We start from the raw sequence: 20,681 nt of genomic DNA, 5'->3' as shown, positions 1-20,681 counted from the left end.
CCCTTTCGCGACGCAAGGCCGCTGCCACATCAGGCACGAAAAACTATCCACAGGGCAGCTACTGCTTGACGAAACGACCGTCTTAGGTTTTGATTGCAACCATTATCTTTCGAAACGAAACTTAGACGCTCATGTCGAAACGAAACACACCGCAGCGGCGGCACAATATCCTGGCTTTGCTCAGCGAGCAGGGTGAGGTGAGCGTGGACGCCCTGGCCAAGCGTTTCGAAACTTCGGAAGTGACCATTCGCAAAGACCTCGCCGCCCTCGAAACCAACGGCCTGTTGCTGCGCCGCTACGGCGGTGCGGTACCGGTGCCGCAAGAACTGCTCGGTGAGCCGGCCCAGCCTGTGTCTTCCTACAAGAAGGCCATTGCGCGTGCCGCCGTCGGTCGTATCCGCGAACATGCGCGCATCATCATCGACAGCGGCAGTACCACGGCAGCCATGATCCCCGAGCTAGGGCGCCAGCCCGGCCTTGTGGTGATGACCAATTCGCTGAACGTGGCCCGTGCCATCTGCGACCTCGAACACGAGCCGGTGCTATTGATGACCGGTGGCACCTGGGACCCCCATTCCGAGTCGTTCCAGGGCCAGGTGGCCGAGCAGGTTTTACGCTCATACGATTTCGACCAGCTGTTTATAGGTGCCGACGGCATCGACCTGGGCCGGGGCACCACCACCTTCAACGAATTGCTCGGGCTTAGCCGGGTCATGGCCGAAGTTGCCCGTGAAGTGATCGTGATGGTCGAGTCGGACAAGGTGGGGCGCAAGATCCCCAACCTCGAGCTGCCCTGGGGCAGTGTGCACACCCTTATTACTGACGAACGCCTGCCCGCAGCGGCACGCGAACAAATTCAAGCTCGCGGCATCAACCTGATCTGCGCCGCGATCAGCCAGGAGCAATAAAACATGTGTGGAATCGTTGGTGCTGTCGCCGAGCGCAATATCACAGCCATCCTGATCGAGGGCCTCAAGCGTCTTGAGTACCGTGGTTACGACAGCGCCGGCCTGGCCGTTCTGACCCAGGCGGGTGAGCTGGAGCGCCGCCGCCGTATTGGCAAGGTCAGCGAGCTGCAAGCCGCTGTTGCCGCTGACCCGCTGGCCGGCCAGCTGGGCATTGCCCACACCCGTTGGGCTACCCACGGTGCGCCGACCGAAGGCAACGCTCACCCGCACTTCTCGGGCGATGAAGTGGCTGTGGTGCACAACGGCATCATCGAGAACCACGAAGAGCTGCGCGAAGAGCTGAAAGGCCTGGGCTACGTCTTCACTTCGCAGACCGACACCGAAGTCATCGTCCACCTGATCCACCACACCCTGAAGAGCGTTCCGGACCTGACCGATGCGCTGAAAGCAGCGGTGAAGCGCCTGCACGGCGCCTATGGCCTGGCACTGATCAGCGCCAAGCAGCCTGACCGCCTGGTGGCTGCACGCAGCGGCAGCCCGCTGGTCATCGGCCTGGGCCTGGGTGAAAACTTCCTGGCGTCCGACCAATTGGCCCTGCGCCAGGTCACCGACCGCTTCATGTACCTTGAAGAAGGCGACATCGCTGAAATCCGCCGTGACCAGGTCACCATCTGGGACCAGCAAGGCAACAAGGTCCAGCGCGAAACCGTGCAGTACCATGAAGGTGCCGAAGCTGCCGACAAGGGCAACTATCGCCACTTCATGCTGAAGGAAATCCACGAGCAGCCAAGCGTTGTTCAGCGCACCCTGGAAGGCCGCCTGGGCAAGGACAACGTGCTGGTCCAGGCCTTCGGCCCGAAAGCTGCCGACCTGTTCGCCAAAGTGCGCAACGTGCAGATCGTTGCCTGTGGCACCAGCTACCACGCCGGTATGGTCGCCCGTTACTGGCTCGAAAGCCTGGCTGGCATCCCGTGCCAGGTGGAAGTGGCCAGCGAATTCCGTTACCGCAAAGTAGTAGTGCAGCCGGATACCCTGTTCGTCTCCATCTCGCAGTCTGGCGAAACCGCCGACACCCTGGCCGCGCTGCGTAACGCCAAGGAGCTGGGCTTCCTCGGCAGCCTGGCAATCTGCAACGTGGGCATCAGCTCGCTGGTGCGTGAGTCGGACCTGACTCTGCTGACCTTGGCCGGCCCGGAAATCGGTGTGGCCTCGACCAAAGCCTTCACCACTCAGCTGGTGTCGCTGATGCTGCTGACCCTGGCCCTGGGCCAGGTGCGCGGTACCCTGGAAGAGGGTGTCGAAGGCGAGCTGGTTGAAGAGCTGCGTCGCCTGCCGACCCGCCTGGGTGAAGCCCTGGCCATGGACGCTACTGTCGAGAAAATCGCCGAGCTGTTCGCCGACAAGCATCACACCCTGTTCCTCGGCCGAGGCGCACAGTACCCGGTGGCGATGGAAGGTGCGCTCAAGCTCAAGGAAATCTCCTACATCCACGCCGAAGCCTACCCGGCAGGCGAGCTGAAGCACGGCCCGTTGGCACTGGTGGATAACGACATGCCGGTGGTTACCGTTGCCCCGAACAACGAACTGCTGGAAAAGCTGAAATCCAACCTGCAGGAAGTGCGTGCCCGTGGTGGCGAGTTGGTGGTGTTCGCCGACGAGCACGCTGGCATGACCAATGGTGAAGGCACTCACGTGATCAAGGTCCCGCACATCGCCGATGCGCTGGCGCCGATCCTGTACACCATTCCACTGCAGCTGCTGTCGTACTACGTGGCCGTGCTCAAAGGCACCGACGTGGACCAGCCGCGTAACCTGGCCAAGTCGGTTACTGTCGAGTAACCAACACAGAGTTCCCGGTTCGAAAGCCCCCCATATGGAGGGCTTTTTTCTTTCTGATACCTAAGAAAAAGCGTAGCCAGACGGCTCAGATCTGCATCGCCATGCCGTCCACATTCATCGCTGCCTGGCGCAAGGCCTCGGAGCGGGTCGGGTGGGGGTGGCAGGTGAGGGCGATGTCTTCTGCCGAGGCCGAGAACTCCATGGCCACGCAGAACTCACCGATCATCTCGCTGACGCTTGGGCCCACCAGGTGCACACCCAGCACTTCATCGGTTTGGGCATCGGCGATGACTTTGGCGAAGCCTTCGGTCTCGTGGTTGATCTTGGCGCGGCTGTTGGCGGTGAAGGGGAACTTGCCTACTTTATAAGCACGCCCTTCGGCTTTGAGCTGCTCTTCGGTCTTGCCCACGGTGGCCAGCTCCGGGCGGGTGTAGATCACGCCAGGGATGAGGTTGTAGTTGACCTCGTGGGGCTTGCCGGCAATGCGCTCGATGCAGGCGACCGCTTCGTCTTCGGCCTTGTGCGCCAGCATCGGGCCGGAAGTGACGTCACCAATCACCCACACACCTGGCACTGAAGTGCGGTGGTGTTCGTTGCCGAGCATGCCGCGCTTGTCGGTTTCCAGGCCCACGCTTTCAAGGTTCAGCCCTTTGGTATAAGGGCGACGGCCGATAGCCACCATCACGTAATCGGCCTGCAGCGATTCTGCGGTGCCGCCGGCGGCAGGCTCCAGGGTCAGGCTCACGCCATCGGCACTTGCAGTGGCTTGAGTCACTTTGCTGCCCAGCTTGAACACCATGCCTTGCTTGGCGAGTGCCTTTTGCAGGGTCTTGGCGGTTTCCGTGTCGGTACCTGGGCAGATGCGGTCGAGGTATTCGATGACGGTGACCTGGCTACCCAGGCGGCGCCAGACCGAACCCAGCTCAAGCCCGATCACGCCGGCACCGATGACAACCAGGTGCTTGGGCACTTGCGGCAGCGACAGCGCGCCGGTCGAGTCGATGATGCGCTGGTTGTCGATGGTCACGCCCGGCAGAGGAGTGGGCTCGGAGCCGGTGGCGATGACCACGTCCTTGGCTTGCAGCGCAGTTTCGCTGCCGTCTTCAGCCTTGACCATAACCTTGCCGACACCGTCCAGGCGGCCCCAACCCTTGATCCAGTCGACCTTGTTCTTGCGGAACAGGTATTCGATGCCCTTGGTCAGGCCGGTCACGCTCTCGTCCTTCTGTTTCATCATCTGGGCGAGGTTGAGGGTGGGCTTAACTTCGATACCGAGGTGAGCGAACTCCTCACCGCTGGCGGCCTCGTACAGCTCGGACGCATGCAGCAGTGCCTTGGAGGGCATGCAGCCCACGTTCAAACACGTGCCGCCCAAGGTCGAGCGGCCTTCCACGCAGGCGACGCTCAGGCCCAGCTGGCCAGCGCGGATGGCTGCGTTGTAGCCGCCAGGGCCACCGCCGATGATCACCACGTCATAGGATTTCATGGGTTCAACTCCAGGATGTAGAAGCGCGAGAGGGGCACAAGGTTAAGCTGAGATGCGAGAATTGTATACAATCTGCTGTGTGGATAAGATCAGTTGGTTCTAGACCTTGGTCTCGTTTAGAGGAAACCTCCCACCAATGAACTACTCTGATCCGGCGACGTTCGAAATATCAGGCGTCGTGGCCAAACACGGATAGGAGGGTTGTTCATGCTCGCGCAACTTCCACCAGCACTGCAGAGCCTGTGTCTGCCGCTGCGGCTGAAACTGTGGGACGGTAACCAGTTCGATCTGGGGCCTAGCCCGCAGGTCACCATTCTGGTCAAAGAGCCACAGTTGATCAGCCAGTTGACGCACCCGAGCCTGGAGCAGTTGGGCACCGCATTCGTCGAAGGCAAGCTGGAGCTGGAAGGCGATATCGGTGAAGCCATCCGCGTATGCGATGAGCTGAGCGAGGCGCTGCTGGCTGATGACGACAATGCTTTGCCGCCGCGGCTTGCCCATGACAAGAGCACTGACGCCGAAGCCATCTCCTATCACTACGATGTTTCCAATGCGTTCTACCGGCTGTGGCTGGACCAGGACATGGCCTATTCGTGCGCCTACTTTCGCGAGCCGGATAACACGCTCGATCAGGCGCAGCAGGACAAGTTCGACCACCTATGCCGCAAGCTGCGCCTGAATGCCGGCGACTACCTGCTGGACGTTGGCTGTGGTTGGGGTGGGCTTGCGCGCTTCGCGGCACGTGAATATGACGCCAAGGTCTTCGGCATCACCTTGAGCAAGGAGCAGCTCAAGCTCGGCCGGCAGAGGGTCAAGGCCGAAGGCCTGGCCAACAAGGTCGACCTGCAGATTCTCGACTACCGTGACCTGCCTCAGGATGGCCGCTTCGACAAGGTGGTCAGCGTTGGCATGTTCGAACATGTCGGGCATGCCAACCTGGCGTTGTATTGCCAGAAGTTGTTCGGCGCCGTGAGGGAAGGGGGGCTGGTGATGAACCACGGTATCACCGCCAAGCACATCGATGGGCGCCCGGTCGGGCGTGGTGCAGGTGAGTTCATCGACCGCTACGTGTTCCCCCATGGCGAGCTGCCTCACCTGTCGATGATCAGCGCCAACATCTGTGAAGCGGGGCTGGAGGTGGTGGACGTGGAAAGCCTGCGCCTGCACTACGCCAAGACCTTGCATCACTGGAGCGCAAACCTTGAGAACCAGCTGCACAAGGCGGCAGCGCTGGTGCCGGAAAAGACCCTGCGCATCTGGCGTCTGTACCTCGCAGGCTGTGCGTATGCCTTTGAGAAGGGCTGGATCAACTTGCACCAGATACTGGCGGTGAAGCCATACGCCGATGGGCACCATGACCTGCCTTGGACGCGCGAAGACCTGTATCGCTAAGAACGTAGATGCGGACTTTGTGGGAGCAACTGTCTTGGTCAAACTCTAAGCGTTTGCGCGATCACTGTGGGAGCGGGCGTGCCCGCGAACACCGGCGAAGCCGGTGCCATACACCGCGCAGGATTCTTCGCGGGCATGCCCGCTCCCACAGGGACCGCGCAGGCTTCAGGCTTATGCAGTACCTGTGGGATCTGGCTTGCCAGCGATGGGGCTAGAGTAGGCAGCTTCTACCTTAAAGGATCGGCGAAATCAGCCGTGCAATCCGCATCCCCAATTGCTGCAGTCTATGAGTGTCGAGGCTGTCCTCGGCAGTAATTTCCCGCGACTGTTCAAAGTCATTGATCAGCATGTGCTCGACCTGGTCTGCGAAGCTGCGGTCGACGGTCAGCAGGGTGATCTCGAAATTCAGCCGGAACGAGCGGTTGTCCAGGTTGGCACTGCCGATCGCACTCACATCATCATCCACCAGCACCACCTTCTGATGCAGGAAGCCCGGCTGGTAACGGAACATGCGCACACCTGCACGCACCGCTTCGAAAGCGAACAGGCTGGAGGCGGCATAGACCACGCGGTGGTCAGGCCGTGACGGGATCAGCACGCGCACATCGACCCCACGCAGTACCGCCAGGCGCAACGCGGCGAACACCGCCTCGTCCGGGATGAAGTAGGGGCTGGTGATCCATACCCGTCGCGTAGCTGAATGGATTGCTTCGAGGAAGAACAACGAGCAGGTTTCCTGCGGGTCGGCCGGGCCGCTGGCCAAGGCCTGGCACAGCACGCCGTTATCCGGGTAGGTATCCGGCAGGATCAGCGGCGGCAGCTGGCGCGTGGCCCAGTACCAGTCCTCGGCGAACGACTCCTGCAGGCAGGCCAGCACCGGCCCGCCGATCTGGACATGGGTGTCGCGCCAGGGGGAAAGTTTCGGGTGCTCCCCGAGGTATTCGTCACCTACGTTGTGCCCACCGATGAAGCCCCGCAGGCCATCCACTACCACGATCTTGCGATGGTTGCGGAAGTTCACCTGGAAGCGGTTGAACCAACCGCGGCGGGTGGCGAAGGCATGAATCTGCACACCGCCGTCGCGCAGTTGCTGGCTGTAACGGGCCGGCAAGGCATGGCTGCCGACGCGGTCATACAGCACGAACACCTGCACCCCTTCGGCAGCCTTGCGTAGCAGCAGTTGCTGTAATGCCTTGCCGAGGGTGTCGTCATGGATGATGAAGAACTGCACCAGCACCACATCGCGGGCTTTTTCGATGGCAGCGAAGATGGCATCGAAGGTGGCTTTTCCATCGATCAGCAACTTCACCTGGTTGTTCGCCAGGCAGGGCATGCGCCCCAGTTTGGGCATGGCGCGAAGGGCTGCATAGCTTTCTGACTCACGGGCGGTAAGGGCTTCTTCCACCCAAGGCCGCCAGTTGAGATTGGCCATGGCCACGTGCATTTCCTGGTTGGCCTGGCGCCTGGCCTTGATGTAGGCATAGAACGAGCGGGCGCCAAAGACCAGATAGGGGATCAAGGTAAGGTAGGGGATGAAGAACAACGGCATGGCCCAGGCTATCGCGCCTTGGGCGGTACGCACGGTGAAGATCGCGTGCAGTGCGGCGACGATACCCAGTAGGTGAATCAGTCCGAGTAGGTAACCAAAAAAGTAGGGGCTGTGGTAATCCATATGCATCCTGCTTGCCGAGTACACTTGAGCTAACAGAACACGTTCCCGGTCCGCCTTGCAACCTGAAGGTGGATTTGGCGTCCAAGGTTCAGCCCGGCCCGCTTGGCCGGTTTTTTCCAGGAGCGATCGTCCATGAAGATTCGTCTGCCACTGTTGGCGTTGGCCCTAGCCATGAGCAGCCCGCTGGTGCATGCGCAGGTGCTGCAACCAGGTTTGTGGGAGCTGACCACCAGCAACATGCAGGTCGATGGCAAGCCGTTACCCGACATGCAGTTCATGCTCGGTCAGTTGAAAAACCTGCCGCCAGAGCAGCGCGCGATGATGGAAGGGGTGTTGGCCAAACAAGGGGTGACGGTCGGTGGCAACGGCGTGCGTTCGTGCCTGACACCAGAGCAGGTGGCAACCAACGACATCCCGCTGCAGGACCCGAAGTCAGGCTGCACCCAGAAGATTACCGACCGCACCGGTAATGTGTGGAAGTTCCAGTTCAGCTGCCCCAAGGCACAGGGTACTGGCCAAGCCACCTTCCTCAGCGACCGGGAATTCACCACCCAGGTCAATGGTACGTTCAACGCTTCGGGTGTGCAGCAGCAAGGCAGCATGAACACCCGTGCGGTGTGGCTGGGCAATGACTGCGGCACGGTCAAACCGCGCAGCTGACGTCCCATTGCCATTGGCTGGTGGCGACGGCGTCGTGGGCATGCAGGCTTTCTGCATGTTCCACGCGCAGCTTGAAGGCCGTGCTCCATTCCAGTTGCCGTAGCGCCTTGTGCAGGCGTCGTGCGGCGTCTTCACAGAACATCAGGTTTTGCCCGTTGGCCAAAGCGAAGGCCTGCTCGTCCGCACGTTTCACTGCGGTCTGCACAGCGGTTCCCAAGCTTGCCTCAATGCAATTGATCAATTCGGTGATGGGTAACGCGGGCTGAGTGCTGCGCAGCCGGACTTGGATTTGCGCGCTACTTCGTTGGCTATGGGGCGTCGCCACTATGCCCTGGGCGCTACCAAGCCACCGCAATACTTCGGATTTTTCGACCTGCTCCTCGCTGAAATCGCCCAGGAACTGCTGCTGAATCAGCTGCCGTGCAAGTGCAGCCGAGCATGGACAGGTCGAGGAGTAAGGCACAGAAACAAATAGTTCCACGTGGAACATTTCATTTTCTATCCTTGCATCGACCGTAACGGCATAGCTTTTCCAGCCTGCCAATGGGCTGATCAAAGCTGGCCTTTTCAGCAGATGCTCGAAGCTGAGGCGCAGGTAGGCAGCAGACGAAAGGCCTTCATGGCTACTCAGGAAATCAGCCAGTAGCTCCCTGATTGCCAGCGGAGTGAGGGGCTGGTGCTCCAATGACTCCAGGGCAAGGTAAAGCCGCGACATGTGGATGCCGCGTGAGCTGCCGTCTACCAGGCTTACCCCAGCATCGATTTTGGCGGCTGCGGTGCGCCCTTCGAATTGCACAGGCAAGGCGATTCCGCACATGCCCACCCAGTCCAAAGGCAAGGTGTACTCCAGGGTTTGTGCTGCGATGTCGGGGAGCTTGAGCTGGGTCATCTGGCTTTCCAAACAAAATGAGACATCAGTGGCAACCGCCCACCAGGCTGCAGTGCAGCTTGAAGTGCTGCCCACTGGAGCTGGATACGCGGTTCAGGGTGGTCCAGCCAACGCGACGGCTATAACCCACCCAGGCTTCGCCATCGCTGGCCAGGCCGGTGAAAAAGGTCAACGTGCCATAGCGGCTGTTGGTTTGTGCCCACAGGCGCCGGCTGTTGAAGTCGTAGCCGCGCAGGTAGAACGTGCTGCCTTCGCTGCGCACGCTGTAGTAACTGCCCTTGCCGTCCTCGCAGGCAAGCAGTGTCGCGCTGCGTGTACACACCGCTAACGGGCTGCTCTTTGGCATGGCGAACAGCGAAGTGGACATGGCGAGCAACAGCAACACCATGGCGCGTGGCAGGTTCATTTTTCATCCCCGGTGAATACGCGTCCGTCGAGAACGGCTTGGCGAAATTGTATTGTTACTTTATAACATTGTGCAATGCATCGTTTCGAATGCGCTCGCCTGAAGAGGTTTCGCCATGTCCAATCGTCTCCCTGTCACCGTGCTGTCTGGCTTCCTTGGCGCCGGCAAGAGCACTTTGCTCAACCATGTGCTGCGTAACCGCGACAACCTGCGGGTCGCGGTCATCGTCAACGACATGAGTGAAATCAACATCGACGCCAGCGAGGTGCAGCGCAACGTCAGCCTCAACCGCGCTGAAGAGAAACTGGTCGAGATGAGCAACGGCTGCATCTGCTGCACCCTGCGTGAAGACCTGCTCGAAGAGGTGGCGCGGCTGGCCGAAGAAGGCCGCTTCGATTATTTGCTCATCGAGTCCACGGGTATCTCGGAGCCACTGCCGGTTGCCGAGACGTTCACCTTTCGCGACGAGCAGGGCCGCAGCCTTTCCGACATGGCGCGGCTGGACACCATGGTCACTGTGGTCGATGGCCTGAATTTCTTGCGCGATTACCAGGCAGCAGACAGCCTGGCCAGCCGTGGCGAAACCTTGGGTGAAGAGGACGAGCGGTCGATCAGCGACCTGCTGATCGAGCAGGTGGAGTTCGCCGATGTGCTGTTGCTGAGCAAGATCGACCTGATCAGCCAGCACGAGCGCGAAGAACTCATGGCCATTTTGCGCAGCCTCAACGCCCGGGCGCAGATCGTGCCCATGGTCATGGGCCAGGTACCGCTGGCGCGCATCCTGGACACTGGCCTGTTCGACTTCGACCAAGCGGCCCAAGCGCCTGGCTGGCTGCAAGAGTTGCGCGGCGAGCATGTGCCAGAGACAGAAGAGTACGGCATCGCGGCCACGACCTGGCAGGCCCGGCGGCCACTTCATCCCCAGCGCTTTTTCGACTTTATCCACATGCCCTGGAGCAATGGACGGCTGCTGCGTTCGAAGGGTTTTTTCTGGTTGGCCAGCAAGTACCAGGAAGCCGGTAGCTGGTCCCAGGCAGGTGGCATGATGCGCCACGGCCTGGCGGGTCGCTGGTGGCGTTTCGTGCCGCGCGAGCAGTGGCCGCAGGATGTGGATAACACTGCCGATATCTTGAAACACTGGACCGCCGAAACCGGTGACTGCCGGCAGGAACTGGTGTTCATCGGGCAGAACATCGACTTCAAAAAGTTATCCACAGATCTTGAAGCCTGCCTGTTGACGGATGAAGAAATGGAGTTGGGGCACATGAGCTGGTTGCGTTTGCCCGATCCATTTGGACCTTGGCACCAGGAGGAGGCAGCATGAGCCTGGCGCGCAAGCCTGTGGATATCTTCCAGGTGTTTGGCGAAACGCCGCTGGTGTTGGGGGACGTGCTGCAGGACGGCGTGAACCTGGCGGTGTGGCGCCGGCGCTTGCCACCACAGCTGGAGGATTTTGCCGAGTTGGTAGTTAGCCTTGGGCAAGACCTGGCTGATCAACGTGTCATCGATGTGGACGAGCAGCAGACGCCGGTTTTGTCGGATTTGCTACGCGAAGCGGCGGACTTGCACGGTTACGAAGCGTTCGTGGCCGATGTGGCCTGGCTGTTAGCGGCCTATACCTGCCTGGTTGGCGCACGGCGGGTCGGTTTGCGTCTACGGGTGCTCACCGGGCCCATGTGCCCGCGCTTCCATGTGGATAACGTGCCGTTGCGGCTGCTCACCACTTATGCGGGCCCTGGTAGCGAGTGGTTGCGAGAGCTGGAAACCCCGCGCGGGGAGTTACACACAGCTGAACCTTCTGTGGACAACATTCAGCAGCTGCGCGTCGGTGAAGTGGCCGTACTCAAGGGCGAGAAGTGGCAGGGCAACGAAGGTGCAGGCCTGGTGCACCGCTCGCCCTCGGGCCAGCAGGGGCGCCTGCTGCTCAGCCTTGACTGGCTAGCCTGACGGCGCATAGTGAGCCATCACCCCGCCTGAGCCATCCCATGCTGCAGAACATCCCCACCCATGTGATTGCTGGCCCGCTGGGGGCCGGCAAGACCACCCTGATCCGCCATCTGCTCGCCCAGCGCCCGGGCAACGAACGCTGGGCGGTATTGATCAACGAATTCGGCCTTGTTGGCCTGGATGCGGCCTTGCTCAGCCGTGACGAAGATGGCATCGCCATCGGCGAGGTTGCAGGCGGCTGCCTGTGTTGTGTCAACGGCATGCCGTTCCAGGTGGGCCTGGGCCGGTTATTGCGCAAATCCCGGCCCGACCGGCTGTTTATCGAGCCTTCCGGCCTGGGTCACCCGTTGCAGCTGCTTGCTCAACTACAGCAGGCTCCATGGGTTGGAGTGCTGACAATCCAGCCATTGGTGATGGTTGTCGATGCTCAATCCATGGTGCGAAACGAGCCGCTTCCGGAGGCCCAGCAGCAGGCTTTCAACGCGTCTGAATACGTGGTTTTCAACAAGTCAGAGGCTGTGGATGAAAAATCTAAGTTGTTGATAACTAATAAATTTAACGACAAGAACGTGATGTGGTCGGTGCAGGGTCAGGTGCCGCTATCAAGCCTTCCTGGCTCCCTCGTACAGATTGTCGACAGCCCATTTGAGGAAAACAGGATTGTCGACAATCTTGGAAGTGCCCCAACAATATTGTGGACAGACCCCAGCCAGCCGATCTGTCTTGCCCAGGAGGGGGAGGGAGGTTGGAGCATTGGCTGGCGCTGGCATCCCGCACAGCAGTTTTATCCACAGCGGCTAGAGGCGTTCTTGCATGCTTGGCCGTGGCTGCGCGCCAAAGGGGTTATCCACAGCGTGGAAGGCTGGCAGTCATTCAATGGGCTCAAAGGTGACATGCCGATGTGGCAGCCCAGTGACTGGCGAAGGGATAGCCGTATCGAGCTGATTTTTGATCAGCCGCAATCGCAACCCACACTGCAAGCGGGGTTGAGCGAATGCCGCGTCAGTTGATCAGTTGCGCCAGCGATTGTGTTCCTGGCGCCACTGCTGCATCTCGATGACATTGTCGGTGCGTGGCGGGGTCTTGATTTCGAACGGGTAGGGCGCCAGTTCGATCTGCACGCTGTGCGCGCCGAACTGGGTCACGGTACCCGGGTGGCGTTGCTCGCCGGTGACGGTGAACTCGAAGGCATAGATGCGTGCCAGGCGCTTGCGGCCATTGGCATCACGGACAAAAGCGATGCGCTTGAGTGCGACGGCATCGTCCAGCAGCTCGAGGTCGAGCTTGGCGCAGTGCTGTTTGACCCGTTCCACGGCTTTTTCGCGTAACCCATGGTTGTGCCACAACCAGCCGCCTGCCGTGGCGAACAGCATCAGGACAAAGACATTCTCCAGGGTCAACATTTGCATATGCTCCAAACAGGTAGATCCAGCTTAACTGCGTCCCTGGCCTGTCGTACAGGTGGCAATCGAGTTCATACTGCGCTGCGCACAATCCTTGAAACAGCTTTGGAAACCCCTGCATGAAACGTACCCCGCACCTGCTCGCCATTCAGTCCCATGTGGTGTTCGGCCACGCCGGCAACAGCGCCGCGGTGTTTCCCATGCAGCGTATCGGGGTCAATGTCTGGCCGCTCAATACCGTGCAGTTCTCCAATCACACACAGTATGGCCAGTGGGCGGGGGAAGTGCTTGCTCCGGCGCAAATTCCCGCGTTGGTGGAAGGTATTTCCAACATTGGCGAGCTGGGTCACTGCGATGCGGTGCTTTCTGGCTACCTGGGCAGTGCCGAGCAGGGGCGGGCGATCCTGGCGGGTGTCGAGCGGATCAGGGCGGTGAACCCGAAGGCTTTGTACTTGTGTGACCCGGTCATGGGGCACCCGGAGAAGGGCTGCATCGTGCCACAGGAGGTCAGCGAGTTCCTGCTCGACGAGGCGGCGGCCCGGGCCGACATCCTGTGCCCCAACCAGCTGGAGCTGGACAGCTTCTGTGGGCGCCGCGCGCAGTCGCTGGAAGATTGCGTGAATATGGCGCGCAGCCTGTTGCAGCGTGGGCCGCAGGTGGTACTGGTCAAGCACCTGGTTTACCCCGGGCGGGCCGAAGACCAGTTCGAAATGCTGCTGGTGACCGCCGAGCAAAGCTGGCACCTGCGCCGCCCGCTGCTGGCGTTCCCGCGTCAGCCAGTGGGCGTGGGTGACCTGACCTCAGGCTTGTTCCTGGCCCGCGTGCTGCTCGGCGACAGCTGGGTGCAAGCGTTCGAGTTCACCGCTGCAGCCGTGCATGAGGTGCTGCTGGAAACCCAGGCCTGCGCCAGCTACGAACTGCAGCTGGTGCGGGCCCAGGATCGCATCGCCCACCCGCGGGTGCGCTTCGAGGCGCAGTTGCTGGCGCTTTAGATCGCGTCGGTTTTCAGGTCCCGGTAGCGCTTCTCCAGCTCCTGGCGGATCTGGCGGCGCTGCTGGCCTTGAAGGAAGCGGCGCTTTTCTTCGCTGCTGTGCGGCTGGCGCGGCGGCACCGGGACCGGGCGGCGGTTGTCGTCTACCGCGACCATGGTGAAGAAGCAGCTGTTGGAATGGCGCACTGAGCGCTCGCGGATGTTCTCGGTCACCACTTTGATGCCGACCTCCATCGAGGTGTTGCCGGTGTAGTTGACCGATGCCAGGAAGGTCACCAGTTCACCCACGTGCACGGGCTCGCGGAAGATCACCTGGTCGACCGACAGGGTTACCACATAGCTGCCGGCATAGCGGCTGGCGCACGCGTAGGCCACTTCGTCGAGGTACTTGAGCAGGGTGCCGCCATGTACGTTGCCAGAAAAGTTGGCCATGTCCGGGGTCATCAGGACGGTCATGCTCAGCTGGGCGTTTCCAGGTTCCATAGTGTGCTCACGGTGAGGTTGCGCTGAATCGGGCGAATGGGGGGCGTTATCTGCTGACACTTCTGTTCCCCTCTTTTGAATTTGCCTTACAGGTACGGGACGTTGTCTGACGCCCCGTCGTCACGCTGATCATGCCATCAGCGGCGCTTTTCCAGCCGATCTGTTTCTGCATATTGCACCGGCCTTTTGCGGCGGGGTGCGATGTTAACCTGAGTACGCCCATGCACCATGGGCTTTCCTGCATTCAATACAGTATGTACTTGCTGCTCGCTCAGTTTTGCCTTGGCAGAGGAGCGGTCTGCCCAGGCATCCATAAAAAGACGAGAAAAGGAGTATCACGCCATGCATGCCATCAGCTTCATCCAGGACCTGGCAGTCATCATGATGGTCGCTGGCGTGGTCACCATTCTCTTTCACCGCCTCAAGCAGCCGGTGGTGCTGGGCTACATTGTCGCCGGCTTCATCATCGGCCCGCACACCCCGCCATTCGGCCTGATCCATGACGAAGAGACCATCAAGATCCTTGCCGAACTGGGGGTGATCTTCCTGATGTTCTGCCTGGGGCTCGAATTCAGCCTGCGCAAGCTGTTCAAGGTGGGCGCCACGGCGTTCATCGCGGCGTTCCTGGAAATCGTGCTGATGATCTGGATCGGCTACGAGATCGGTCGCTGGTTCGACTGGAACACCATGGACTCGCTTTTCCTCGGCGCCATCCTGGCCATTTCCTCGACCACTATCATCGTCAAGGCACTGAACGACCTGAAGATGAAGAACGAGCGCTTCGCCCAGTTGATCTTCGGCGTGCTGATCGTGGAGGACATCCTCGGTATCGGCATTATCGCCCTGCTGTCCGGCATCGCTGTCAGCGGCTCGGTCAGCTCGGGCGAAGTGTTCTCCACCGTGGGCAAGCTGTCGCTGTTCATGATCGTCGCCTTGGTCATCGGCATCCTGCTGGTGCCGCGGCTGCTGGCCTACGTGGCCAAGTTCGAAAGCAACGAAATGCTGCTGATTACCGTGCTTGGCCTGTGCTTCGGCTTCTGCCTGCTGGTGGTGAAGCTGGAATACAGCATGGTGCTGGGCGCCTTCCTGATTGGCGCGATCATGGCCGAATCACGCCAGTTGCTGAAGATCGAGCGCCTGATCGAGCCGGTACGCGACCTGTTCAGCGCCATCTTCTTCGTCGCCATCGGCCTGATGATCGACCCACAAGTGCTCGTCGATTACGCCTGGCCGATCGTGGTCATCACCCTGGCGGTGGTACTGGGCAAGATGCTCTCCTGTGGCATGGGGGCGTTCATTGCCGGTAATGACGGGCGCACGTCGCTGCGGGTGGGCATGGGCCTTTCGCAGATTGGCGAGTTTTCCTTCATCATCGCCGCGCTGGGCATGACGCTGCAGGTGACCAGCGACTTCCTCTACCCGGTGGCGGTCGCAGTCTCGGCCATCACCACGCTGTTGACGCCCTACCTGATCCGTGCGGCCGACCCACTGTCGCAGAAGCTTGGCAATGTGGTGCCCACCCGCCTGGCGCGGGTGCTTTCGTTGTATGGCGAGTGGTTGCGCAACATCCAGCCGCAGGGCGAGAGCGCCATGCTCGCAGCGATGATCCGGCGCATCCTGTTGCAGGTGGGGGTGAATCTGGCGCTGGTGATCGCCATCTTCTTCAGTGGTGGTTACTTTGCAGAGCCTATCGGCAACTGGCTCAGTGAGTGGGTCAGCGATGTCAGCCAGCAGAAGGCGATGATCTGGGGGGCAGCGTTGTTGCTGTCGCTGCCGTTCCTGATCGCCGCCTATCGCAAGCTCAAGGCGCTGTCGATGCTGCTGGCAGAAATGGGCGTGAAGCCGGAAATGGCCGGGCGGCATACCCAGCGTGTGCGCCGCGTGATCGCCGAGGTTATCCCGCTGTTGTCGCTGCTGGTGATTTTCCTGCTGCTGTCGGCATTGTCGGCGAGCATTCTGCCCACCAGCGAGTTGCTGTTGGTCATTGCCGTGGTGGCCGCGGTGGTGGTGGCTTTGTTGTGGCGCTGGTTCATCCGCGTGCACACGCGCATGCAGATTGCCTTGCTGGAGACGCTGGAAAACAGCCGCGAGAACACGCACTGAGGGGCAATGCTCCCTGCGCAAAGTTTCATCGTCGTCCGAGGGGATGGAGCGGTAGCAATGTCGCCAGGCGCAGAAAGCCTGGCGATTTTAATCAGGGTAATGGCACTAAGCCATAAATTTTATAGCTGCAGGCTGTGACGGGCTTGGTGGGAGCAACTTTCTTGCACATCACACATCACTTGTAGGAGCAGCCTTGTGCTGCGAAGAGGCCGGTAAGGCTAACGACTATCTGCGGCTGCAATGGCCTCTTCGCAGCGCAAGGCTGCTCCTACAGGGATCGTGGTAACCCAGGCAATGGGGGGAGATCAGCTCTCCAGCCACACATCCCGCGCCCAGTGCCACACCGATTCCCAGCTGTCTTCACCGGCGATTTCCTCTTCGGCATCCCACAGCACCACGGTGCCGTCTTCTTCGACGCAGTAGTAGTTGTCGCCGTCCTGGCACAGCGGAATCAGGTCACGCGGCACGCCGGCATCCCAGGCGTTGGCGGCGACGTCGGGCAGGTAGGTGTGCGATTGTGGGTCGGTGACAGTCACCGGCTCCAGCGAGCCATACACCACGTCGCTGACGGTCAGCAGAAACTCTTTGAACACGAACGGTATGTTGATGAACAGCTCTTCCTCGATTTCGACCAACTGGTCCTCGTCGGGAAGCTCCAGGGGCACCGGCACTGGCTGATTGGCTTCTCGGAGTTGTTCGATCACTTCTTCCACGGTTCACTTCCTCTGACCTAGATGACAACGCTGCGCGTTATACCCTAGTAGGCCGCTCTGGCAAAAGCAAAAACCCCGGGACAGGCCCGGGGTTTTTTTGTACAGCACGCTGCGGTTAGCCGTTTTGACGGATACCGGCGACCAGCCAAGGCTGGTTCTCGCCTGGGGCGCGAACCATGTGCCAGCTTTCGCTGAACACTTCACCCTGGTCGAAGCGCGAGTTCTTCGACACGCCACGGAAGGTCAGGGTGGCGTCGGTACGGTCGGCGCGGTCGTCGATACCGTCCAGCTGTACTTCGAGGTTGTCGATGTAGGTGGACTGGAAGCTGTCACCCAGTTCAGCACGCTCACGCTTGAGGAACTCGAGCATTTGCGGGGTGACGAACTCGGTGATCTTGTCCATTTCGTTGGCATCCCAGTGCTGCTGCAGCGACTGGAAGTGGTTACGGGCAGCAGCCAGGAAGCTTTGCTCGTTGAACCAGGCCGGGGCGTTGATCGCCGGGGCAGCGGCGGCAGGTGCGGCCGAACCACCAAAGACCGATTGCTGGGCCGGCTGGTTGTGAGCCTCACGCTGCATCGGCGCATGGCCTGGCATGGCCATTTGCGGCTGCTGCTGGCGGCGGCGTGCGGCAATGAAGCGGAACACCAGGAAGGCGATGAGCGCCACGATCAGGAAGTCCATGATCTGGAAGCCTTCGAAACCGTCACCCATGAACATGGACGCCAGCAGACCACCGGCGGCCAGGCCGGCCAGTGGGCCCAACCAGCGCGAAGCACCGCTGGCGGCCGGAGCTGCACGACCAGGTGCGGCAGCCGGTGCGGCGGCAGGCGTGGTTGGCGTAGCCTGGCGGGTCTGGTGGATAGGCGCGGAGCCCGAGCTCTTGCCGCCGCCGAACCGCTTGGCATTGGCGTCCAGGCTCAGCGTCAGGCCGACGCAGAGCGCCAGTGCGATGCTAAGAAAACGTTGCATAAGTGGGATATCCCCTGTTGTGGATTGCACGCGCGTCATGGTGCACAGGTTCCCGCGCACATGACCAGCGACATAGTGTTTCGAGCTTTTGCCTGAATGTTACAAGGCCACCCCGGCAGGGCGGCCTTGGTCTTCAGATGGCCTCGAGCTTGGCATACCCCAACATCAGCCACTTGCTGCCTTCGGCAAAATTCACCTGCACCCGTGCCTGGGCGCCCGAACCCTCGAAGTTGAGAATCACGCCCTCGCCAAACACGCCATGTTGCACACGCTGGCCGAGGTTGAACGCGGTCTGCGGAATGTTGGCATTGGCGAACAGGTTGCTGTTGGTGGCCGTCTTGGCCCCACTGAACGGGCGGCTGACACTGTTGGACAGGCGCACTTCCTGAATCAGGCCCGCCGGAATCTCACGTACGAAACGCGACACCTTGTTGTAGGTCTCGCTGCCATACAGGCGACGTGTTTCGGCGTAGGTCATGACCAGCTGGCGCATGGCGCGGGTAATCCCCACATAGGCCAGGCGGCGTTCCTCTTCCAGGCGGCCGGGCTCTTCCAGGCTCATCTTGTGTGGGAACAGGCCCTCTTCCATGCCCACCAGGAACACATACGGGAACTCCAGGCCCTTGGCGCTGTGCAAGGTCATCAGCTGGACGCTGTCTTCATGCTCGTCGGCCTGGGTATCGCCGGCTTCGAGCGACGCATGGCCGAGGAACGCCGACAGCGGCGAGAGATCGGCGTCTTCGTCGGTGGACTCGAAGTTGCGCGCCGCGCTCACCAGTTCCTCAAGGTTTTCTACCCGTGCCTGGCCCTTTTCACCCTTTTCTTCCTGGTGGTAGGTGATCAGCCCGGACTGTTCGATGGTGACCTGGGTCATGGTATGCAGCGGCATGTCCGTGACCTTGGCAGCCAGCCCCTCGATCAGCTCGATGAATGCACCCAGGGCGCTGGCGGCACGGCCCTTCATAGCCTTGGCCGCCAGTAGCTGGCACATGGCTTCCCACATCGACACCTGGCTGTGGCGGGCGTGCTCGCGGATGGCTTCGACGGTTTTCTCGCCGATGCCGCGTGGCGGCACGTTGATCACCCGCTCAAGGGCAGCGTCGTTGCCACGCCCTTCGATCAGCCGCAGGTAAGCCATGGCGTTCTTGATTTCGGCGCGTTCGAAGAAGCGCTGGCCACCATAGATGCGGTAGGGGATACGCTCGCGCAGCAGGGCCTCTTCCAGTACCCGCGACTGGGCGTTGGAACGGTACAGGATGGCGATTTCGTTACGCGCATTGCCCTGCTTGACCAGGCTTTCGATGGTTTCCACCACGTAGCGCGCTTCGTCGTGCTCGTTGTAGGCCGCGTACAGGGTCAGCGGTTCGCCTTCGCCCATGTCGGTCCACAGTTCCTTGCCCAGGCGCCCGGTGTTGTTGACGATCAGCGCGTTGGCGGCCTTGAGGATGCCGCCGGTGGAGCGGTAGTTCTGCTCCAGGCGGATCATTTCGGCGTCGGGGAAGTCGGCGGTGTACTGGTGAATGTTTTCGATCTTGGCACCGCGCCAGCCGTAGATCGACTGGTCGTCGTCGCCCACCGCCATCAGGCTGGCACCACCGCGCGCCAGCAGGCGCAGCCAGGCGTATTGCACGGCGTTGGTGTCCTGGAACTCGTCTACCAGCACATGCTGGAAGCGCCGCTGGTAGTGCTCAAGCAGGCCCGGGTGGTCGCGCCACAGGTCCAGGGCGCGCAGCAGCAGTTCGGAGAAGTCGATGACCCCGGCGCGCTCACAGGCCTGTTCGTAGGCGGTATACACCTCGCGCATGGTCGCCAGGAACAGGTCGCCCCCAGCCTGTATATGCTGCGGGCGCAGGCCTTCGTCCTTCTGCCCGTTGATGAACCACTGGGCCTGGCGTGCCGGCCACTTCTGCTCATCCAGGCCCAGCTCGCGCATGACCCGCTTGATCAGGCGCTGCTGGTCATCGCTGTCGAGGATCTGGAAGTTCTGCACCAGCCGCGCTTCCTGCCAGTGGGCCCGCAGCAGGCGATGGGCCAGGCCGTGGAAGGTGCCGACCCACATGCCCGCCGGGTTGATCCCCAGCAGTTGCTCGATCCGGTGGCGCATTTCTGCTGCCGCCTTGTTGGTGAAGGTCACCGACAGGATCGAGTGCGGCGATGCTTGCTCCACCTGGATCAGCCAGGCGATGCGGTGCACCAGCACGCGGGTTTTACCGGAGCCGGCGCCAGCAAGCACCAGTTGACGCCCGAGCTTGGCCGCGACGGCCTGGCGTTGAGCATCGTTGAGGGAGTTCAGCAGGAGGGAGAGGTCATCTGTGTGCATCGGGCCATTCTAGGGCGCAGCAGGGGCAGGGTAAATGGCACTGTATGAATATTCACCCTGCAAAGCCTGCAAAGCGGCCACTACAGGCGATGCGCCTGCAGTGGCCGCCGCGTCTACATCAATGGGTTTCCACGATGTCGGTGATGCACGCGATCAGTTTGCCGTCGTGGATAATGTCCACCTTAGGGATCTGGCCGTGCTCGTCTTGCGTTTCGAACGACACTTCCTTGTCGCAGACAACCTGCATGAAGTTGCCGTCCTGTTGGTGCAGCTCAAGCTCCAGTGCCAGTGCAAAGGACTTGTCCTGCATTCTGCGCTTGACCAGTACCGGTACTATGCCTGGATGACTTACGGTGATTGTGCCGTGCACCCGCAGGCGTGTGCCTGGTGGCATCTTGTCGTGCTGGGCTTTCCAGTCTTTGCATTCGATGATCATTTCGATACTCCTGTCTTGGGAAGGGCGGTATGTACCCTCCGGGCGACAGATTGCTTGCAGCGC

General features: G+C 60.9%; 19 protein-coding genes. 9 read left to right on the top strand and 10 right to left on the bottom strand.

Going from position 1 to position 20,681, the window contains the following annotated elements; translation table 11 throughout:
- Positions 1–131: 131 nt before the first annotated feature.
- Together AK81_RS14300 and glmS are read left to right on the top strand one after the other, a co-directional pair.
- Positions 132–908 carry a DeoR/GlpR family DNA-binding transcription regulator gene (locus tag AK81_RS14300; protein WP_012274906.1) on the top strand — a complete coding sequence of 259 codons (777 nt, stop codon included), beginning with the start codon at positions 132–134 and terminating at the stop codon, positions 906–908.
- A gap of 3 nt (positions 909–911) precedes the next feature.
- Entirely contained in the window at positions 912–2,747 is a 1,836-nt protein-coding gene (gene glmS / locus AK81_RS14295) for a glutamine--fructose-6-phosphate transaminase (isomerizing) (protein ID WP_043199909.1), read from the top strand.
- Positions 2,748–2,832: 85 nt separating this feature from the next.
- On the opposite strand, the gene lpdA is transcribed toward glmS, so the two are convergent.
- A complete protein-coding gene (lpdA, locus tag AK81_RS14290) occupies positions 2,833–4,233 on the bottom strand; it encodes a dihydrolipoyl dehydrogenase (RefSeq protein WP_043199908.1) in 1,401 nt (466 codons plus the stop codon).
- Positions 4,234–4,440: 207 nt separating this feature from the next.
- On the opposite strand from lpdA, the gene cfaB reads away from it, so the two are divergent.
- Complete coding sequence (gene cfaB, locus AK81_RS14285; protein ID WP_043199906.1) at positions 4,441–5,625, top strand: C17 cyclopropane fatty acid synthase CfaB; 1,185 nt, start codon at positions 4,441–4,443, stop codon at positions 5,623–5,625.
- A gap of 232 nt (positions 5,626–5,857) precedes the next feature.
- On the opposite strand, the gene cls is transcribed toward cfaB, so the two are convergent.
- Positions 5,858–7,297 (bottom strand): cardiolipin synthase, encoded by a 1,440-nt coding sequence (gene cls / locus AK81_RS14280; protein ID WP_043199905.1) that lies wholly within the window; start codon positions 7,295–7,297, stop codon positions 5,858–5,860.
- Between the two features lie 132 nt (positions 7,298–7,429).
- Here cls and AK81_RS14275 point away from each other — a divergent pair, with 132 nt between their 5' ends.
- On the top strand, positions 7,430–7,957 hold the full coding sequence (locus AK81_RS14275) for a DUF3617 domain-containing protein (RefSeq protein ID WP_043199903.1): 528 nt from the start codon (positions 7,430–7,432) through the stop codon (positions 7,955–7,957).
- On the opposite strand, the gene folE2 is transcribed toward AK81_RS14275, so the two are convergent.
- Both folE2 and AK81_RS14265 read right to left on the bottom strand, forming a co-directional pair.
- Positions 7,941–8,846, bottom strand: a complete 906-nt coding sequence (folE2, locus tag AK81_RS14270; RefSeq protein ID WP_043199901.1) for a GTP cyclohydrolase FolE2 — start codon at positions 8,844–8,846, stop codon at positions 7,941–7,943. The two genes, AK81_RS14275 and folE2, sit on opposite strands and share 17 nt — an antisense overlap.
- Before the next feature lie 25 nt (positions 8,847–8,871).
- Entirely contained in the window at positions 8,872–9,252 is a 381-nt protein-coding gene (locus AK81_RS14265; RefSeq protein WP_043199900.1) for a hypothetical protein, read from the bottom strand.
- A 115-nt stretch (positions 9,253–9,367) separates the two neighbouring features.
- On the opposite strand from AK81_RS14265, the gene zigA reads away from it, so the two are divergent.
- Genes zigA through AK81_RS14250 form a run of 3 tightly spaced genes read left to right on the top strand, consistent with a single transcriptional unit; the run spans position 9,368 to position 12,209 of the window.
- Positions 9,368–10,576 (top strand): zinc metallochaperone GTPase ZigA, encoded by a 1,209-nt coding sequence (gene zigA, locus AK81_RS14260; RefSeq protein ID WP_043199898.1) that lies wholly within the window; start codon positions 9,368–9,370, stop codon positions 10,574–10,576.
- A complete protein-coding gene (locus tag AK81_RS14255; RefSeq protein ID WP_043199897.1) occupies positions 10,573–11,199 on the top strand; it encodes a DUF1826 domain-containing protein in 627 nt (208 codons plus the stop codon). Before zigA ends, AK81_RS14255 begins: the two co-directional genes overlap by 4 nt.
- 38 nt (positions 11,200–11,237) lie before the next feature.
- Positions 11,238–12,209 (top strand): CobW family GTP-binding protein, encoded by a 972-nt coding sequence (locus tag AK81_RS14250; RefSeq protein WP_043199896.1) that lies wholly within the window; start codon positions 11,238–11,240, stop codon positions 12,207–12,209.
- Here the strand turns inward: AK81_RS14250 and AK81_RS14245 are convergent, their stop codons facing one another.
- Positions 12,210–12,602: a DUF3301 domain-containing protein gene (locus AK81_RS14245; protein WP_043199894.1), complete on the bottom strand. Its 393-nt coding sequence runs from the start codon at positions 12,600–12,602 to the stop codon at positions 12,210–12,212.
- A 119-nt stretch (positions 12,603–12,721) separates the two neighbouring features.
- Between AK81_RS14245 and pdxY the strand changes: the two genes are divergently transcribed.
- Positions 12,722–13,594, top strand: coding sequence for a pyridoxal kinase PdxY (pdxY, locus tag AK81_RS14240; RefSeq protein WP_043199893.1), 873 nt, complete (start codon positions 12,722–12,724; stop codon positions 13,592–13,594).
- Here pdxY and AK81_RS14235 read toward each other — a convergent pair.
- Positions 13,591–14,076, bottom strand: a complete 486-nt coding sequence (locus tag AK81_RS14235) for an acyl-CoA thioesterase (RefSeq protein WP_043199891.1) — start codon at positions 14,074–14,076, stop codon at positions 13,591–13,593. The two genes, pdxY and AK81_RS14235, sit on opposite strands and share 4 nt — an antisense overlap.
- Before the next feature lie 342 nt (positions 14,077–14,418).
- Here AK81_RS14235 and AK81_RS14230 point away from each other — a divergent pair, with 342 nt between their 5' ends.
- Positions 14,419–16,179: a cation:proton antiporter gene (locus tag AK81_RS14230; protein WP_043199889.1), complete on the top strand. Its 1,761-nt coding sequence runs from the start codon at positions 14,419–14,421 to the stop codon at positions 16,177–16,179.
- Positions 16,180–16,484: 305 nt separating this feature from the next.
- Here AK81_RS14230 and AK81_RS14225 read toward each other — a convergent pair whose 3' ends face one another.
- The 4 genes from AK81_RS14225 to AK81_RS14210 all read right to left on the bottom strand — a co-directional run bounded on the left by AK81_RS14225 (position 16,485) and on the right by AK81_RS14210 (position 20,618).
- Positions 16,485–16,892: an SMI1/KNR4 family protein gene (locus tag AK81_RS14225; RefSeq protein WP_016489874.1), complete on the bottom strand. Its 408-nt coding sequence runs from the start codon at positions 16,890–16,892 to the stop codon at positions 16,485–16,487.
- A 115-nt stretch (positions 16,893–17,007) separates the two neighbouring features.
- Positions 17,008–17,862, bottom strand: a complete 855-nt coding sequence (locus tag AK81_RS14220) for a Tim44 domain-containing protein (RefSeq protein WP_043199887.1) — start codon at positions 17,860–17,862, stop codon at positions 17,008–17,010.
- Positions 17,863–17,995: 133 nt separating this feature from the next.
- Positions 17,996–20,182: a DNA helicase II gene (gene uvrD / locus AK81_RS14215; RefSeq protein ID WP_043199886.1), complete on the bottom strand. Its 2,187-nt coding sequence runs from the start codon at positions 20,180–20,182 to the stop codon at positions 17,996–17,998.
- 118 nt (positions 20,183–20,300) lie between these two features.
- Positions 20,301–20,618, bottom strand: coding sequence for a hypothetical protein (locus tag AK81_RS14210; protein ID WP_043199884.1), 318 nt, complete (start codon positions 20,616–20,618; stop codon positions 20,301–20,303).
- Positions 20,619–20,681 lie beyond the last annotated feature (63 nt).

It is taken from the genome of Pseudomonas putida W15Oct28, assembly GCF_000708715.2.
In the GTDB taxonomy this organism is placed as follows: Bacteria; Pseudomonadota; Gammaproteobacteria; order Pseudomonadales; family Pseudomonadaceae; genus Aquipseudomonas; species Aquipseudomonas putida_R.
The sequence above is the reverse complement of the archived record's forward strand: the minus strand, read 5'-3'. Positions and strand labels throughout refer to the sequence as shown.

Excerpts from the sequence above, each read along its gene's own strand:
- zigA (WP_043199898.1), top strand. The coding sequence starts at position 9,368 with ATGTCCAATCGTCTCCCTGTCACCGTGCTGTCTGGCTTCCTTGGCGCC.
- folE2 (WP_043199901.1), bottom strand. The coding sequence starts at position 8,846 with ATGACCCAGCTCAAGCTCCCCGACATCGCAGCACAAACCCTGGAGTAC.
- lpdA (WP_043199908.1), bottom strand. The coding sequence starts at position 4,233 with ATGAAATCCTATGACGTGGTGATCATCGGCGGTGGCCCTGGCGGCTAC.
- AK81_RS14275 (WP_043199903.1), top strand. The coding sequence starts at position 7,430 with ATGAAGATTCGTCTGCCACTGTTGGCGTTGGCCCTAGCCATGAGCAGC.
- cfaB (WP_043199906.1), top strand. The coding sequence starts at position 4,441 with ATGCTCGCGCAACTTCCACCAGCACTGCAGAGCCTGTGTCTGCCGCTG.
- AK81_RS14210 (WP_043199884.1), bottom strand. The coding sequence starts at position 20,618 with ATGATCATCGAATGCAAAGACTGGAAAGCCCAGCACGACAAGATGCCA.
- AK81_RS14220 (WP_043199887.1), bottom strand. The coding sequence starts at position 17,862 with ATGCAACGTTTTCTTAGCATCGCACTGGCGCTCTGCGTCGGCCTGACG.
- AK81_RS14265 (WP_043199900.1), bottom strand. The coding sequence starts at position 9,252 with ATGAACCTGCCACGCGCCATGGTGTTGCTGTTGCTCGCCATGTCCACT.
- uvrD (WP_043199886.1), bottom strand. The coding sequence starts at position 20,182 with ATGCACACAGATGACCTCTCCCTCCTGCTGAACTCCCTCAACGATGCT.
- AK81_RS14235 (WP_043199891.1), bottom strand. The coding sequence starts at position 14,076 with ATGGAACCTGGAAACGCCCAGCTGAGCATGACCGTCCTGATGACCCCG.
- AK81_RS14300 (WP_012274906.1), top strand. The coding sequence starts at position 132 with ATGTCGAAACGAAACACACCGCAGCGGCGGCACAATATCCTGGCTTTG.
- glmS (WP_043199909.1), top strand. The coding sequence starts at position 912 with ATGTGTGGAATCGTTGGTGCTGTCGCCGAGCGCAATATCACAGCCATC.
- AK81_RS14250 (WP_043199896.1), top strand. The coding sequence starts at position 11,238 with ATGCTGCAGAACATCCCCACCCATGTGATTGCTGGCCCGCTGGGGGCC.
- AK81_RS14255 (WP_043199897.1), top strand. The coding sequence starts at position 10,573 with ATGAGCCTGGCGCGCAAGCCTGTGGATATCTTCCAGGTGTTTGGCGAA.
- AK81_RS14245 (WP_043199894.1), bottom strand. The coding sequence starts at position 12,602 with ATGTTGACCCTGGAGAATGTCTTTGTCCTGATGCTGTTCGCCACGGCA.
- cls (WP_043199905.1), bottom strand. The coding sequence starts at position 7,297 with ATGGATTACCACAGCCCCTACTTTTTTGGTTACCTACTCGGACTGATT.
- AK81_RS14230 (WP_043199889.1), top strand. The coding sequence starts at position 14,419 with ATGCATGCCATCAGCTTCATCCAGGACCTGGCAGTCATCATGATGGTC.
- pdxY (WP_043199893.1), top strand. The coding sequence starts at position 12,722 with ATGAAACGTACCCCGCACCTGCTCGCCATTCAGTCCCATGTGGTGTTC.